Source organism: Streptomyces subrutilus (assembly GCF_008704535.1).
Taxonomy (GTDB): domain Bacteria; phylum Actinomycetota; class Actinomycetes; order Streptomycetales; family Streptomycetaceae; genus Streptomyces; species Streptomyces subrutilus.
This window is the reverse complement of the sequence record NZ_CP023701.1, coordinates 2,158,903-2,174,231: the sequence shown is the minus strand read 5'-3', so window position 1 is coordinate 2,174,231 and position 15,329 is coordinate 2,158,903. Positions and strand designations below refer to the sequence as shown.

Genomic DNA, 15,329 nt, shown 5'->3' with positions numbered 1-15,329 from the left:
TGAAGAGCCGGACAGGGACACTGGAGGTCCGGCGGAACAGTGGTCGACCCTTTCGGGAGGGACACGGTGGAGTCTGGCGCAGCGGTGCGGCGTACGGGAACGCGCCCCAAGGGCGGGCGTTCTCGGCGCGGTGGCACGACGGAGGTGGACACCGCCGCTCTGAACCGGCTGCTCACGGCCCTGGTGTCGATGCGGGACGGGAACTTCCGCAAGCGGCTGACGGTGTCCGGCGACGGTGTGATGACGGAGATCGCCGCCGTCTACAACGAGGTCGCCGACCGCAATCTCCACCTGACCGGGGAGCTGTCCCGGGTCCGGCGGATGGTGGGACGTGAGGGGAAGCTCGGGGAACGGCTGGAAACGGGTGCCTGCGAAGGCTCCTGGGCGGCCGCGATCGACGCCTCGAACCAGCTGGTGGACGATCTCGCCCGGCCGGTGTCCGAGGTGGGCCGGGTGCTGTCGGCGGTCGCCGAGGGCGACCTCGACCAGCGGATGGACCTGCGGACGCAGGTGTCCGAGGGGGCCGGGCACCCGCTGCGCGGGGAGTTCCTGAAGGTCGGGCGCACGGTCAACAACCTGGTCGACCAGTTGTCCGCGTTCACCGACGAGGTGACGCGCGTGGCGCTGGAGGTGGGTACCGAGGGCAAGCTCGGCGGTCAGGCCCAGGTCCGCGGGATGTCGGGTTCGTGGAAGGACCTGACGGACTCGGTCAACACGATGGCGTACCGGCTCACGGCGCAGGTGCGCGACATCGCGCTGGTGACGACGGCGGTCGCGAAGGGCGACCTGTCGCGCAAGGTCACGGTGCACGTGGCCGGCGAGATGCTCCAGCTGAAGAACACCGTGAACACGATGGTGGACCAGCTGTCGTCCTTCTCCTCCGAGGTGACCCGGGTCGCCCGCGAGGTGGGTACGGAGGGCGAGCTGGGCGGCCAGGCGAAGGTGCCCGGGGTCGCGGGCGTGTGGAAGGACCTCACGGACTCGGTCAACACCATGGCCGGGAACCTGACGGCGCAGGTGCGCGGGATCGCCCAGGTGACGACGGCCGTCGCCAACGGCGACCTGTCGCAGAAGGTCCGGGTCAGCGCGCGCGGCGAGGTCGCGCAACTGGCCGAAACGATCAACCAGATGACCGAGACGCTGCGGACCTTCGCGGACGAGGTCACGCGGGTGGCGAGCGAGGTCGGGGCGAAGGGCCTGCTCGGCGGCCAGGCGCAGGTGCCGGGCGCGGCCGGTACCTGGAAGGACCTCACCGATTCGGTGAACACGGTCTTCCGCAACCTCACGACGCAGGTGCGGGACATCGCGCAGGTGACGACGGCGGTGGCCAACGGCGACCTGTCGCAGAAGGTCACGGTCGACGTGGCCGGCGAGATGCTGGAGCTGAAGAACACCGTCAACACGATGGTCGACCAGCTCCAGTCGTTCGGTGCCGAGGTGACGCGGGTGGCGCGCGAGGTCGGCGTCGAGGGCGAGCTGGGCGGTCAGGCTCAGGTGCCGGGCGCGGCCGGCACGTGGAAGGACCTCACCGATTCGGTGAACACCGCCTTCCGCAACCTCACCGGCCAGGTGCGCAACATCGCGCAGGTGACGACGGCGGTGGCCAACGGCGACCTGTCGCAGAAGGTCACCGTGGACGTCTCCGGCGAGATGCTCCAGCTGAAGAACACCGTGAACACGATGGTGGACCAGCTGTCGTCCTTCGCCGACCAGGTCACGCGGATGGCGCGGGACGTGGGCACGGAGGGCCGCCTCGGCGGCCAGGCCCGGGTCGAGGGGGTCTCGGGGACCTGGAAGGAGCTGACCGACTCGGTCAACTTCATGGCGGGGAACCTGACGTCCCAGGTGCGCCAGATCGCCCAGGTGACGACGGCGGTGGCGCGCGGGGACCTGTCGCAGAAGATCGACGTGGACGCCCGGGGCGAGATCCTGGAGCTGAAGAACACCATCAACACGATGGTCGACCAGCTCTCGGCCTTCGCGGAGCAGGTGACCCGGGTGGCCCGCGAGGTGGGCACGGACGGCCGGCTCGGGGGGCAGGCGCAGGTGCCCGGCGTGGCCGGTGTGTGGCGCGACCTGACCGACTCGGTGAACGGCATGGCCGGGAACCTGACCTCGCAGGTGCGCAACATCGCGCAGGTGGCCACGGCGGTGGCGCGCGGGGACCTGTCGCAGAAGATCGACGTGGACGCCCGGGGCGAGATCCTGGAGCTGAAGAACACGCTGAACACGATGGTCGACCAGCTCTCGAACTTCGCGGAGCAGGTGACCCGCGTGGCGCGCGAGGTGGGTACCGAGGGCATTCTCGGCGGCCAGGCGGAGGTCAAGGGCGTCTCGGGGACCTGGAAGGACCTGACGCAGTCGGTCAACTTCATGGCCAACAACCTGACCTCGCAGGTGCGCAACATCGCCGAGGTGACCACGGCGGTCGCCATGGGCGACCTGTCGAAGAAGATCACGGTGGACGCCAAGGGCGAGATCCTGGAGCTGGTGACCACCGTCAACACGATGGTGGACCAGCTGTCGTCGTTCGCGGAGCAGGTGACCCGGGTCGCGCGGGAGGTGGGTACCGAGGGCATCCTCGGCGGCCAGGCCCGGGTGCGCGGGGTGACGGGCATCTGGAAGGACCTCAGCGACAACGTCAACACCATGGCCGGCAACCTGACGGCCCAGGTGCGCGGGATCGCGCAGGTCTCGGCAGCGGTGGCCAACGGCGACCTGACGAAGAAGGTCACCGTCGAGGCCCGCGGCGAGGTCGCGCAGCTCGCGGACACCGTCAACACGATGGTGAAGACGCTGTCGTCCTTCGCGGACGAGGTCACGCGGGTGGCGCGCGAGGTGGGTACGGAGGGCCGCCTGGGCGGCCAGGCGCACGTGCCGGGCGTCTCGGGGACGTGGAAGGACCTCACCGACTCGGTGAACTTCATGGCCTCGAACCTCACCGGGCAGGTGCGGCAGATCGCCATGGTCACGACCGCCATCGCCAAGGGCGACATGACCAAGAAGATCGACATCGACGCCCGGGGCGAGATCCTGGAGCTCAAGACGACCATCAACACGATGGTGGACCAGCTGTCCTCCTTCGCCGACCAGGTCACGCGGGTGGCCCGCGAGGTGGGTACGGAGGGCATCCTGGGCGGTCAGGCCCGGGTCCGGGACGTCGACGGCACCTGGCGTGACCTGACCGAGTCGGTGAACGAGATGGCCGGCAACCTCACCCGGCAGGTGCGCGCCATCGCGGCCGTGGCCACCGCGGTGACCCGCGGCGACCTCAGCCTGAAGGTCGACGTGGACGCGGCGGGCGAGATCCAGGTCCTCCAGGACAACATCAACACGATGATCGTCAACCTGCGCGACACCACCCTGGCCAACAAGGAGCAGGACTGGCTCAAGGGCAACCTCGCCCGGATCTCGGCGCTGATGCAGGGCCGCCGGGAGCTGGACGACGTGGCCAAGCTGATCATGAGCGAGCTCACCCCGGTGGTGTCGGCGCAGCACGGCGCGTTCTTCCTGGCGCTGCCGGCGGGCGGGACCACCGAGGTCGGCACGGAGGGGGGCGCGGACGGTTCGTACGCGCTGCGGATGCGCGGGAGCTACGCGTACGCCGGGGGCCAGGTGCCCACCTCGTTCCGTCCGGGGGAGGGGCTGATCGGGACGGTCGCCGAGGAGAAGCGGACGATCCTGGTCGAGAACACCCCGCCCGGCTACCTGAAGATCTCCTCGGGGCTGGGCGAGGCCCCGCCGGCGCACGTGATCGTGCTGCCGGTGCTCTTCGAGGGGAAGCTGCTCGGGGTGATCGAGCTGGCCTCCTTCACGCCGTTCACCCAGATCCAGAAGGACTTCCTGAGTCAGATCGCCGAGATGATCGGCACGAGCGTCAACACGATCAGCGTCAACTCCAAGACGGAGATGCTGCTCAAGCAGTCGCAGGAGATGACGGAGGAGCTGCGCGAGCGCTCCGACGAGCTGGAGAACCGGCAGAAGGCGCTCCAGGCCGCCAACGCGGAGCTGGAGGAGAAGGCCGAGCTGCTGGCCCAGCAGAACCGGGACATCGAGGTGAAGAACACCGAGATCGAGGAGGCCCGGCAGGTCCTGGAAGAGCGCGCCGAGCAGCTCGCGGTCTCGATGCGCTACAAGAGCGAGTTCCTGGCGAACATGTCGCACGAGCTGCGGACGCCGCTCAACTCGCTGCTGATCCTGGCCAAGTTGCTCGCCGACAACGCGGACGGCAACCTGTCGCCGAAGCAGGTGGAGTTCGCCGAGACCATCCACGGCGCCGGCTCGGACCTGCTCCAGCTGATCAACGACATCCTCGACCTGTCGAAGGTCGAGGCGGGCAAGATGGACGTCTCGCCGACGCGGATCGCGCTGGTCCAGCTCGTGGACTACGTGGAGGCCACGTTCCGGCCGCTCACGGCGGAGAAGGGGCTTGACTTCTCCGTGCGGGTCTCGCCGGAGCTGCCGGCCACCCTGCACACCGACGAGCAGCGGCTGCTCCAGGTACTGCGCAACCTGCTGTCCAACGCGGTGAAGTTCACCGACACCGGAGCGGTGGAGCTGGTGATCCGGCCCGCCGGGGCCGACGTGCCGACGGCGATCCGGGAGCAGTTGCTGGAGGCCGGGTCGCTGCGCGAGGCGGACGGGGACCTGATCGCCTTCTCGGTGACGGACACCGGGATCGGGATCGCGGCGAGCAAGATGCTGGTGATCTTCGAGGCGTTCAAGCAGGCGGACGGGACGACGAGCCGCAAGTACGGCGGTACGGGACTCGGGCTGTCCATCAGCCGGGAGATCGCCCGGCTGCTGGGCGGCGAGATCCACGCGGCGAGCGAGCCGGGCCGCGGCTCGACCTTCACCCTGTACCTGCCGCTGCACCCGAGCGAGCTGCCCCCGCAGGGGTACGCGCCGCCCGCGCCGGGCGGGGCGCGCGGGGAGCTGTACCGCAGGCCGGCCGAGGAGACCGCGGTACCGGAGCTGCCGGCGGCCCCCGTCCCGGCCCCGCAGGCGCCGGCCGGGCCGGAGCGCACGGTTCCGGCGGTCGAGGGCCAGCCGGGGCAGGGCGGCGGTGCCGCGCCGCTGTTCCGGCGGCGGCGCAAGCCGCTGAGCGACCTGGAGCCGCGGGCCGCGGTGCCGGGGCAGCCGTACGAGGCCGGGGCGGAGGACGGCTGGGGCGGGGCGCAGGACGAACTGCCGGTGGTCCCGCGGACGTACGACTTCCACGGTGAGCGGGTGCTGATCGTGGACGACGACGTGCGCAACGTCTTCGCCCTGACCAGCGTGCTCGAACAGCACGGACTGGCCGTGCTGTACGCGGAGAACGGCCGCGAGGGCATCGAGGTCCTGGAGCAGCACGACGACGTGACGGTGGTGCTGATGGACATCATGATGCCCGAGATGGACGGCTACGCGACGACGTCGGCGATCCGGCGGATGCCGCAGTTCGCGGGCCTGCCGATCATCGCGCTGACGGCCAAGGCGATGAAGGGGGACCGGGAGAAGGCGATCGACTCCGGTGCGTCCGACTACGTCACCAAGCCGGTCGATCCCGACTACCTGCTGTCGGTCATGGAGCAGTGGATGCGGGGTAAGTGAGCGCAGTGCGAGCGTACTTACACCACTTGCTGACGCACGGTGGCGGGAGCGGCGCGGGAGAGCGGTGAAGGGGGAACCTTCTGCTCTCCCGCCACGTTCCTGTTTCGTGCACAGTGACATCCTGGTGACAGGGTGTGGCGATCTCGGGACTGGGGCTACGATGACCGGCACAAGGACGGACGGCGCAAAGATGTCGTCCTCTGGGGCGGGGCCCGGCGCACAGGCCGGAGCCAGGAGCCGGGGAGGCCCCGTGCCGGGGCGAGGAGGACAGGGCATGGTGCAGAAGGCCAAGATCCTCCTGGTCGACGACCGGCCGGAGAATCTGCTGGCGCTGGAGGCCATCCTCTCCGCGCTCGATCAGACACTGGTCCGGGCGTCGTCGGGGGAGGAAGCGCTCAAGGCGCTGCTGACGGACGATTTCGCGGTCATCCTGCTGGATGTGCAGATGCCGGGAATGGACGGATTCGAGACGGCCGCGCACATCAAGCGGCGGGAACGGACCCGGGACATCCCGATCATCTTCCTGACGGCGATCAACCACGGTCCGCACCACACGTTCCGCGGCTACGCGGCGGGAGCGGTGGACTACATCTCGAAGCCGTTCGACCCGTGGGTGCTGCGGGCCAAGGTGTCGGTCTTCGTGGAGCTGTACACGAAGAACTGCCAGCTGCGGGAGCAGGCGGCGCTGCTGCGGCTCCAGCTGGAGGGCGGCAGCTCCAACGGCGTGGACGCGAGCAAGGAGACGGCCGGTCTGCTGGCCGAGCTCTCCGCGCGGCTCGCGGCGGTCGAGGAGCAGGCCGAGGCGCTGACGAAGCAGCTCGGCGAGGACTCCGCCGACGCGGCGGTGGTGGCGACCGCGGCCCACCTGGAACGCAAGCTGACCGGGCTGCGGCGGGCGCTCGACGCGCTGGAGCCGGGGACGGGCGGCGGAGCGGTGCTGCCGGCGCAGGGCTAGGACCTCTCCTTCGCACCGGTCGGACCGGCCGGTGCGGGGCGGCGGAGTGCGGTGGAGTGCGGGGCGCCCGCGTGCGGATCCGCGCACGCGGGCGCCGCCGTGTCCGGGCGGTCGGCCAAGGAGCCGGGGCGTCGCGGGGTCTGGGTGCACGTCAGGTCTGGTGGGGCGTCAAAGCACCGGCGGGGCGGGCGACACGAACGGGTGAAGGGGTGGGCACGCGTGTCCACCGGGGTGTGCACCGGTAACCTCGGGCCCATGGCCTCACGTACGTCCGGTAAGGGTTCCCCGAGCGCTGCGGGCACCGCGAAGGGCCGCACCGGCCGGACGGCGGCCCCGGCGAAGAAGGCGGCGCCCGTGCGCACGCCCCCCGCGAAGAAGACCGCGGCGGCCAAGCGCCCGCCGGTCAGGAAGGTCGCGGCCAAGCCCGCGCCCTCCCCGACCAACGGCGTGGTGCGGCTGGTGCGCGCCGTCTGGCTCGGCTGCGCCCACGCGGTCGGCGCGGTCTTCCGCGGCATCGGCAACGGTGCCAAGAACCTCGACCCCGCCCACCGCAAGGACGGCATCGCGCTGCTGCTGCTCGCGCTCGCGCTGATCGTCGCCGCCGGAACCTGGTCGAACCTGAGCGGTCCCGTCGGGGATCTGGTCACGATGCTGGTCACCGGTGCCTTCGGACGACTGGATCTGCTCGTACCGATCCTGTTCGGGGTCATGGCGGTGCGCTTCATCCGGCATCCCGAGCAGACCGACGCCAACGGGCGCATCGGTGTCGGGCTCTCCGCGCTCGCCATCGGCGTCCTGGGCCTGGTCCACATCGCCTGCGGAGCGCCCGGCCGGGACGAGGGCACCACCGCCATGCAGAACGCGGGCGGGCTCATCGGCTGGGGAGCCTCGAAGCCGCTGATCTTCACCATGGGCGCGCCGCTGGCGGTGCCCATGCTGGTGCTCCTGACGGTCTTCGGGCTGCTGGTGGTCACCGCGACCCCGGTCAACGCCATCCCGCAGCGGCTGCGGCGCCTCGGCATCCGCCTCGGGGTCATCGCGCCGAACGAGTACGACGAGGGCTACGGGGAGGCCGAGGGCGGCGCCCCCGGCCGGCACGACCCCGAGCAGTGGCGGGCCCGCGCGGGAGCCGGCGCGGGCGACCCGGCGGACGCGGCCGAGGAGGAGGCGCTCGCCCGGCGCCGGCGCCCGCGGCGCAGCCCGTCGCGACCGGCCATGGACCGCGGGATGGACGCCGTCGACGTGGCCGCGGCGGCCGCCGCCGCGCTGGACGGCGCGGTCTACGGCGGGCTGCCGCCGTCCCCGCTGGTCGCCGACCTCACGCAGGGCATCGCCGCTCCGCGGGAGGGTACGGAGCCCACCGCTCCGGTGCCGCCCGCCCGCGGGGAGCGGCCCGAACCGGCGGTCCCGCCGAAGCCGGCCGCCGCTCCGGCCGCGCCCGCGCAGCCGCCGGCCGAGCGGCCGCACGACACCACCGCCGCGGTCTCCGGCACCCTCGCCGTACCCGACCTGACCAAGGCCGCGCCGGAGAGCCAGCCGCTGCCGGCCCGCGCCGAGCAGCTCCAGCTGCGCGGGGACATCACGTACTCGCTGCCCTCCCTGGACCTGCTGGAGCGCGGCGGGCCGGGCAAGACCCGCAGCGCCGCCAACGACGCCGTGGTCGCCTCGCTGACGAACGTGTTCACCGAGTTCAAGGTCGACGCCCAGGTCACCGGCTTCACCCGGGGTCCGACGGTCACCCGCTACGAGGTCACCCTCGGGGCGGCGGTCAAGGTCGAGCGGATCACCGCGCTGGCCAAGAACATCGCCTACGCGGTGGCCTCCCCGGACGTGCGCATCATCAGCCCGATCCCGGGCAAGTCGGCGGTCGGCATCGAGATCCCGAACACGGACCGCGAGATGGTCAACCTGGGCGACGTGCTGCGCCTGGCGGACGCGGCGGAGGACGACCACCCGATGCTCGTCGCGCTGGGCAAGGACGTCGAGGGCGGCTACGTCATGGCCAACCTCGCCAAGATGCCGCACGTCCTGGTGGCCGGCGCCACCGGCTCCGGAAAGTCCTCCTGCATCAACTGCCTGATCACTTCGATCATGGTCCGGGCCACTCCGGAGGACGTCCGGATGGTGCTCGTCGACCCCAAGCGGGTCGAGCTGACGGCGTACGAGGGCATCCCGCACCTGATCACGCCGATCATCACCAACCCGAAGCGGGCCGCCGAGGCGCTCCAGTGGGTCGTGCGCGAGATGGACCTGCGCTACGACGACCTGGCCGCCTTCGGCTACCGGCACATCGACGACTTCAACCAGGCCATCCGCGACGGCAAGATCAAGCTGCCGCCGGGCAGCGAACGGGAGCTCAGCCCCTACCCGTACCTGCTGGTGATCGTCGACGAGCTGGCCGACCTGATGATGGTGGCCCCGCGCGACGTCGAGGACTCCATCGTCCGCATCACCCAGCTGGCCCGCGCGGCCGGCATCCACCTGGTGCTCGCCACCCAGCGGCCCTCGGTGGACGTGGTGACCGGCCTCATCAAGGCCAACGTGCCCTCTCGCCTCGCCTTCGCCACCTCCTCGCTCGCCGACAGCCGGGTCATCCTCGACCAGCCGGGCGCCGAGAAGCTGATCGGCAAGGGCGACGGGCTGTTCCTGCCGATGGGCGCGAACAAGCCCGTCCGGCTCCAGGGCGCCTTCGTGACCGAGGACGAGATCGGCGGGATCGTCCAGCACTGCAAGGACCAGATGGCGCCCGTCTTCCGCGACGACGTCACCGTCGGGCAGAAGCAGAAGAAGGAGATCGACGAGGACATCGGCGACGACCTGGACCTGCTGTGCCAGGCGGCGGAGCTGGTGGTCACCACGCAGTTCGGCTCCACCTCGATGCTCCAGCGCAAACTGCGGGTCGGCTTCGCCAAGGCCGGACGCCTCATGGACCTGATGGAGTCGCGGGGGATCGTGGGACCGAGCGAGGGCTCGAAGGCGCGCGACGTCCTGCTCAAGGCGGACGAGCTGGACGGGGTGCTGGCCGTCATCCGCGGCGAGACCCATCCGTGACGGATCGCCGGGCAACCGTTTCTCCCGGGCCCGCGTCCAGTTGAACGGGGGCGGCGCCGCCGCGCCGACGGAACACCTCCCGCGCCATTCGGATGGCGTAGGGAGGGCACCCTCCGGTTGCTCCACCCTTTCGTCACCCCCCTAGACTGGACTTCCAGCAGGTGGCTACACGCTCGAAAGGCGCCCACGTGTCCATCGGCAAATCCAACTCCCCCGAAGAAGAGCGGCCTTCGACCGACGACCGGTCCGAGGACCGCCTCGTCGAACGTCCCGTCGAAGGCCCGTCCATCGGGACGGCCCTCCAGCAGGCCCGGATCGCCGCCGGGCTCACCGTCGACGAGGTCAGTTCCACCACCCGCGTGCGCATCCCGATCGTGCACGCGATCGAAGAGGACGACTTCACGCGGTGCGGCGGCGACGTCTACGCCCGCGGTCACATCCGTACCCTCGCCCGCGCCGTGCACCTCGATCCGGCACCCCTGATCGAGAGCTACGACGCGGCCCACGGCGGCCGGCCGGCACCCACGCCCGCCGCGCCGATGTTCGAAGCCGAGCGCCTCCGCCCCGAGCGGCAGCGGCCGAACTGGACCGCCGCCATGGTCGCCGCCATCGTCGCCGTGATCGGCTTCGTCGGCTTCACGGCCTTCGGCGGCGGCGACGACAAGGCCAAGCCGGTGGCGGAAGGTTCCGCCTCCCCGCAGCCGGCGCCCAAGCAGACCGGCGCCAAGCCGCCCGCACCGACCCCGCAGCCGCCCACGCCCACCCCCTCGGACAGCGCGATCGCCGCCGCCCCGAAGGACCTGGTCACGGTCGTGCTGACCGCGGACACCGGCGCGAGCTGGATCTCCGCGAAGGACCACAGCGGACGGCTGCTCTTCGACGGCACCCTCGCGCGGGGCGAGTCCAAGACCTTCACGGACAAGGAGTCCGTCGACCTCGTCCTCGGCGACGCCGGGGCCGTGAAGCTCTTCGTGAACGGCAAGGAGATCCAGGACGACTTCCAGCCGGGCCAGGTGGAGCGTCTCACCTACACGAGGGAAGACCCGCTCCAGAGCCAGCCGCAGGCGGGCTGACCAGGGACGACCGCATGCGCCCACGGGCGCGGGACGTGAATCCGGATCCCCGGGGTGCCGCGCCGCACCCCGGGGATCCGGCCGTGGGGGGGACGTGGGCGGGGGCCGCCGCCGGGACGAAGTAGTCTTGAGTCCATGCCCGAACGCCGTACCGTCGCCCTTGTCACTCTTGGCTGCGCCCGTAACGAGGTGGACTCGGAGGAGCTCGCAGGCCGCTTGGCGGCGGATGGCTGGGAGCTCGTCGAGGACGCCGCCGATGCGGACGTGGCCGTCGTCAACACCTGCGGCTTCGTCGAAGCCGCCAAGAAGGACTCCGTAGACGCCCTGCTCGAAGCCAACGACCTCAAGGACCACGGCAGGACGCAGGCCGTCGTCGCCGTCGGCTGTATGGCCGAGCGCTACGGCAAGGAACTCGCCGAAGCGCTCCCCGAGGCCGACGGAGTCCTCGGCTTCGACGACTACGCCGACATCTCCGACCGCCTCCAGACCATCCTCAACGGCGGCATCCACGCCTCCCACACCCCGCGCGACCGGCGCAAGCTGCTGCCGATCAGCCCCGCGGAGCGCCAGGAGGCCGAGGTCGCCCTCCCCGGGCACGCCCAGGAGCCCGCCCCGGCCCCCGCCGACCTGCCCGAGGGCCTCGCCCCCGCCTCCGGACCGCGGGCGCCGCTGCGCCGCCGTCTGGACAAGAGCCCGGTCGCCTCGGTCAAGCTGGCCTCCGGCTGCGACCGCCGCTGCTCCTTCTGCGCCATCCCGTCCTTCCGCGGCTCCTTCATCTCCCGCCGCCCCAGCGACGTGCTGGGCGAGACGCGCTGGCTGGCCGAGCAGGGCGTCAAGGAGATCATGCTGGTCTCCGAGAACAACACCTCGTACGGCAAGGACCTCGGCGACATCCGGCTGCTGGAGACCCTGCTGCCCGAGCTGGCCGAGGTGGACGGCATCGAGCGCGTCCGCGTCAGCTACCTCCAGCCCGCCGAGATGCGGCCCGGCCTCATCGAGGTGCTGACCTCGACGCCCAAGGTCGTCCCGTACTTCGACCTCTCCTTCCAGCACTCGGCCCCCGACGTGCTGCGCTCCATGCGCCGCTTCGGGGACACCGACCGCTTCCTGGAACTGCTGGACACCATCCGCTCCAAGGCCCCGCAGGCCGGCGTCCGGTCCAACTTCATCGTCGGCTTCCCCGGCGAGAAGGAGTCGGACTTCGCCGAGCTGGAGCGCTTCCTCACCCACGCGCGCCTCGACGCCATCGGCGTCTTCGGCTACTCGGACGAGGACGGCACCGAGGCCGTCACCTACGAGAACAAGCTCGACGCCGAGACCATCGCCGAACGCCTCGCCCACATGCAGCGCCTCGCCGAGGAGCTCACCTCGCAGCGCGCGGAGGAGCGGATCGGGGAGACCCTGGAGGTGCTCGTCGAGACGGTCGTGCCGCTCGACGAGGCCGAGGAGGGCGAAGGCGCCTACGGGCGCGCCGCCCACCAGGCACCCGAGACCGACGGGCAGGTCGTCTTCACGGACGGCGCGGGCCTGGTCCCCGGGCGTATCGTCACGGCAAAGGTGGTCGGCACCCTCGGTGTCGACCTGGTGGCCGAGCCCCTGGGCATGGAGTTTGAGGAGGCGGCCGGATGACCGGAGTCCCGGCGTCTGCGGCGGGCGGGACCGGCCGCCGGCCCGTGCCCGGCGCGAAGCTCGGGGCTGCGGCCGTCAATCAGGCCAGTCTGTGGAACATCGCCAACATCCTGACGATGATCCGACTCGTGCTGGTGCCGGGGTTCGTCCTGCTGCTGCTCGCGGACGGCGGGTACGACCCCGTCTGGCGGGCGCTGGCGTGGGCGGCCTTCGCCGTCGCCATGATCACGGACATCTTCGACGGGCACCTCGCCCGGACGTACAACCTGGTCACGGACTTCGGCAAGATCGCCGACCCGATCGCCGACAAGGCGATCATGGGCTCGGCGCTGATCTGCCTCTCCTGGCTCGGCGACCTCCCCTGGTGGGTCACCGGGGTGATCCTCGGGCGCGAGCTCGGCATCACGCTGCTGCGCTTCTGGGTGATCCGCTACGGGGTCATTCCGGCCAGCCGGGGCGGCAAGCTCAAGACGCTGGCCCAGGGCACGGCGGTGGGCATGTACGTGCTCGCCCTCACCGGACCGCTGGCCACCCTGCGCTTCTGGGTGATGGCGGTGGCCGTCCTGCTGACCGTCGTCACCGGTTTGGACTACATCCGCCAGGCCCTGGTGCTGCGCCGGGCGGGCATCGCCGCGGAGCGGGCCGCCCGGTGACACCCGCGGCGGGGGACTCCCCTCCGGCGGCGGGCACCGGGTCGCAGGGGGCCGCGGGCGCGCCCGCGGTGGAGATCGTGGCCGCCGAGGTGCTGCGCCTGCTCGCGGAGAGTGACCAGACGGTCGCGGTGGCGGAATCGCTCACCGGCGGCATGGTCGCCTGCGAGCTGACGGCCGTGCCCGGAGCCTCCCGGTCCTTCCGCGGATCGGTGACGGCGTACGCGACGGAGCTCAAGCACCGGGTCCTGGGCGTGGACGCCGGACTGCTGGCGGCCGAAGGCGCGGTGAACGCGCAGGTCGCGGGAGAGATGGCGGCCGGGGTGCGGCGCGTGCTGGGCGCTTCGTGGGGGATCGCGACCACCGGAGTGGCCGGTCCCGACCCGCAGGACGGACAGCCCGTGGGGACCGTCTTCATCTCGGTGGACGGGCCGGAGGGCAGGAAAACGGTCCCCCTGAGGTTGAACGGCTCCCGTGCGGAAATTCGTAGGGAGAGTGCACGCACAGTGCTCGAACTTCTCTCAAGCCAACTCCGCAAGAATGCGCGGAGGCAGGATACGGAACAGATCGGGGGGATTTGATGTTTGCAGCCCTGAGTGAACACGACATCGCTCCCCGCACGGCCGCGGCGCGAGGCGGTACGGTGGGGCGTGAAGGATGCGGCTACACGGTCAGAGGAGGGAGCCACCGATGATTCTGCTCCGTCGCCTGCTGGGTGACGTGCTGCGTCGGCAGCGCCAGCGCCAGGGCCGTACTCTGCGCGAAGTCTCCTCGTCGGCCCGAGTTTCGCTCGGCTATCTCTCCGAGGTGGAGCGGGGGCAGAAGGAGGCATCCTCCGAGCTGCTCTCCGCGATCTGCGACGCGTTGGACGTACGGATGTCCGAGCTGATGCGCGAAGTCAGCGACGAACTGTCGCTGGCCGAGCTGGCACAGTCGGCCGCGGCCGGTGAGCCGGTCGGCGTGCCGGTCCGCCCGATGCTCAATTCGGTCTCCATGGCTTCGGTCGCGGGCCCGGAGCGGGTGACCATCAAGGCGCCTGCGGAAGCGGTGAATGTCGTAGCCGCGTGAGCGTGCACGTGAGCGTATGAGTGTGGCCGGAGCCCCGGCCGGTGCCCAGAGCACCGGCCGGGGCTCCGTGCCGTTCTGGGTGCGGGTGGGCGGGGGGTGCGGGAGGATGGGGCCGTCCGGGTCCCGGCCGCTGGGAGGCAGCCGTGCGGAGTTCGCGGTTGCTGCACATACCCCTCGCGCTGGTCGTCGCGCTGGCGGTGGGTGCCGGCGTGCTGTGGTGGTGGGCCGCGCTGCGGCTGGCGCTGGCGCCCGAGGAGTCGGGGCCCGTGGAGGGAGCCGTGGTCGTGGGCGGGTGGACCCTGGGGCTGCTGCCGGTGCACTGCGTACGGGGGCCGCTGCGCGGGCGGCGCGGGGCGGCGCCGGGCCGCGGGGCCGGGGACGGGGTCGACGGCGGGGATCCGGGGCCGGCCGGGGAGGCGGGCCGCGCGGTCACCAGGGCATCGACACTCCACCGTTCGGGCGAAGGATCTGGCCCGTCATGAAGGACGAGGCGTCCGAGGCCAGGTAGAGCACGGCCCGGGCGATGTCCTCGGGCTCGCCCACCCGGCCCAGCGGCGCCATCCGGACCATCGCGGCCTCGGTCCGCTGCTGGACGTCGGCGCCGTGGCGGCCGGTCATCGGGGTGCGGATCCATCCGGGCGCGACGGCGTTGACGCGGATCCCGTGCGGGCCGGCTTCGGTGGCGAGGGTCCGGGTGAGCTGGACGACGGCCGCCTTGGACGCGCTGTAGCAGAGCAGGCCGGCCCGGGCGGCGTCGACGGCGCCGGAGGCCATCGTGACGATGGAGCCGGGCCGGCCGGCCGCGATCATGGAGCGGGCCGCTTCCTGGCAGGTGCGCAGGACCCCCTTGAAGTTCACGTCGAGGACCCGGTCGAGGTCCTCGTCCGAGGTCTCCAGGACGCTGCTGGTGTGCATGATCCCGGCGATGGCCGCCGCGATGTCGAGGGGGCCCGCGGCGGCGACCGCGGCGCGCAGGGCGGCGCGGTCGGTGACGTCGAGGGGGTGGACGGTGGCGGCGCCCGTGCCGGAGCCGGCTCCGGCCGCCTCGGCCGCGAGGGCCGCGGTCTCGGCCAGGCCGTCGGGGTCGAGGTCGGCGCAGTGCACGTGCGCGCCGGCTCCGGCGAGGAGGACGGCGGTGGCGCGGCCGATGCCGCTGGCGGCGCCGGTGATCAGGGCGGTGCGGCCGGTGAGGTCGTACGGGGCGTGTGCGGGTGCTCGTGTGCCGCCGGGCGTGGGTATGGGTGTGGGCATGCCGGGACCGTACGACCGTATCTGACGGTGCGTCAACTGTGTTGTCGTCCCCGAGGAGGC

General features: G+C 71.6%; 10 protein-coding genes. 9 read left to right on the top strand and 1 reads right to left on the bottom strand.

Annotated features, from left to right (window positions below):
• Positions 1-66 precede the first annotated feature (66 nt).
• From CP968_RS09190 to CP968_RS09150, 9 genes are all read left to right on the top strand, one after another.
• Positions 67-5,592: a HAMP domain-containing protein gene (locus CP968_RS09190; RefSeq protein ID WP_189828872.1), complete on the top strand. Its 5,526-nt coding sequence runs from the start codon at positions 67-69 to the stop codon at positions 5,590-5,592.
• A 274-nt stretch (positions 5,593-5,866) separates the two neighbouring features.
• Complete coding sequence (locus CP968_RS09185) at positions 5,867-6,547, top strand: response regulator (RefSeq protein ID WP_150517541.1); 681 nt, start codon at positions 5,867-5,869, stop codon at positions 6,545-6,547.
• 255 nt (positions 6,548-6,802) lie between these two features.
• Positions 6,803-9,598: an FtsK/SpoIIIE family DNA translocase gene (locus CP968_RS09180; protein ID WP_150517540.1), complete on the top strand. Its 2,796-nt coding sequence runs from the start codon at positions 6,803-6,805 to the stop codon at positions 9,596-9,598.
• A 188-nt stretch (positions 9,599-9,786) separates the two neighbouring features.
• A complete protein-coding gene (locus tag CP968_RS09175) occupies positions 9,787-10,671 on the top strand; it encodes a helix-turn-helix domain-containing protein (RefSeq protein ID WP_150517539.1) in 885 nt (294 codons plus the stop codon).
• Positions 10,672-10,806: 135 nt separating this feature from the next.
• Positions 10,807-12,300, top strand: coding sequence for a 30S ribosomal protein S12 methylthiotransferase RimO (gene rimO, locus CP968_RS09170; RefSeq protein ID WP_150517538.1), 1,494 nt, complete (start codon positions 10,807-10,809; stop codon positions 12,298-12,300).
• The gene (pgsA, locus tag CP968_RS09165; protein ID WP_150517537.1) at positions 12,297-12,953 is read left to right on the top strand and encodes a CDP-diacylglycerol--glycerol-3-phosphate 3-phosphatidyltransferase; all 657 of its coding nucleotides are present in this window, start codon (positions 12,297-12,299) and stop codon (positions 12,951-12,953) included. The genes rimO and pgsA overlap by 4 nt, the downstream gene beginning before the upstream one ends.
• 68 nt (positions 12,954-13,021) lie before the next feature.
• A complete protein-coding gene (locus CP968_RS09160; protein ID WP_150517536.1) occupies positions 13,022-13,531 on the top strand; it encodes a CinA family protein in 510 nt (169 codons plus the stop codon).
• 109 nt (positions 13,532-13,640) lie between these two features.
• Positions 13,641-14,018: a helix-turn-helix domain-containing protein gene (locus CP968_RS09155; protein ID WP_150517535.1), complete on the top strand. Its 378-nt coding sequence runs from the start codon at positions 13,641-13,643 to the stop codon at positions 14,016-14,018.
• A gap of 158 nt (positions 14,019-14,176) precedes the next feature.
• Entirely contained in the window at positions 14,177-14,500 is a 324-nt protein-coding gene (locus CP968_RS09150; RefSeq protein WP_150517534.1) for a hypothetical protein, read from the top strand.
• On the opposite strand, the gene CP968_RS09145 is transcribed toward CP968_RS09150, so the two are convergent.
• Positions 14,448-15,269, bottom strand: a complete 822-nt coding sequence (locus tag CP968_RS09145; protein ID WP_150517533.1) for an SDR family NAD(P)-dependent oxidoreductase — start codon at positions 15,267-15,269, stop codon at positions 14,448-14,450. The two genes, CP968_RS09150 and CP968_RS09145, sit on opposite strands and share 53 nt — an antisense overlap.
• Positions 15,270-15,329 lie beyond the last annotated feature (60 nt).

Bases quoted from the DNA above. Each gene is read 5' to 3' on its own strand.
- CP968_RS09185 (WP_150517541.1), top strand. From the start codon at position 5,867: ATGGTGCAGAAGGCCAAGATCCTCCTGGTCGACGACCGGCCGGAGAAT.
- CP968_RS09180 (WP_150517540.1), top strand. From the start codon at position 6,803: ATGGCCTCACGTACGTCCGGTAAGGGTTCCCCGAGCGCTGCGGGCACC.
- rimO (WP_150517538.1), top strand. From the start codon at position 10,807: ATGCCCGAACGCCGTACCGTCGCCCTTGTCACTCTTGGCTGCGCCCGT.
- pgsA (WP_150517537.1), top strand. From the start codon at position 12,297: ATGACCGGAGTCCCGGCGTCTGCGGCGGGCGGGACCGGCCGCCGGCCC.
- CP968_RS09155 (WP_150517535.1), top strand. From the start codon at position 13,641: ATGATTCTGCTCCGTCGCCTGCTGGGTGACGTGCTGCGTCGGCAGCGC.
- CP968_RS09145 (WP_150517533.1), bottom strand. From the start codon at position 15,269: ATGCCCACACCCATACCCACGCCCGGCGGCACACGAGCACCCGCACAC.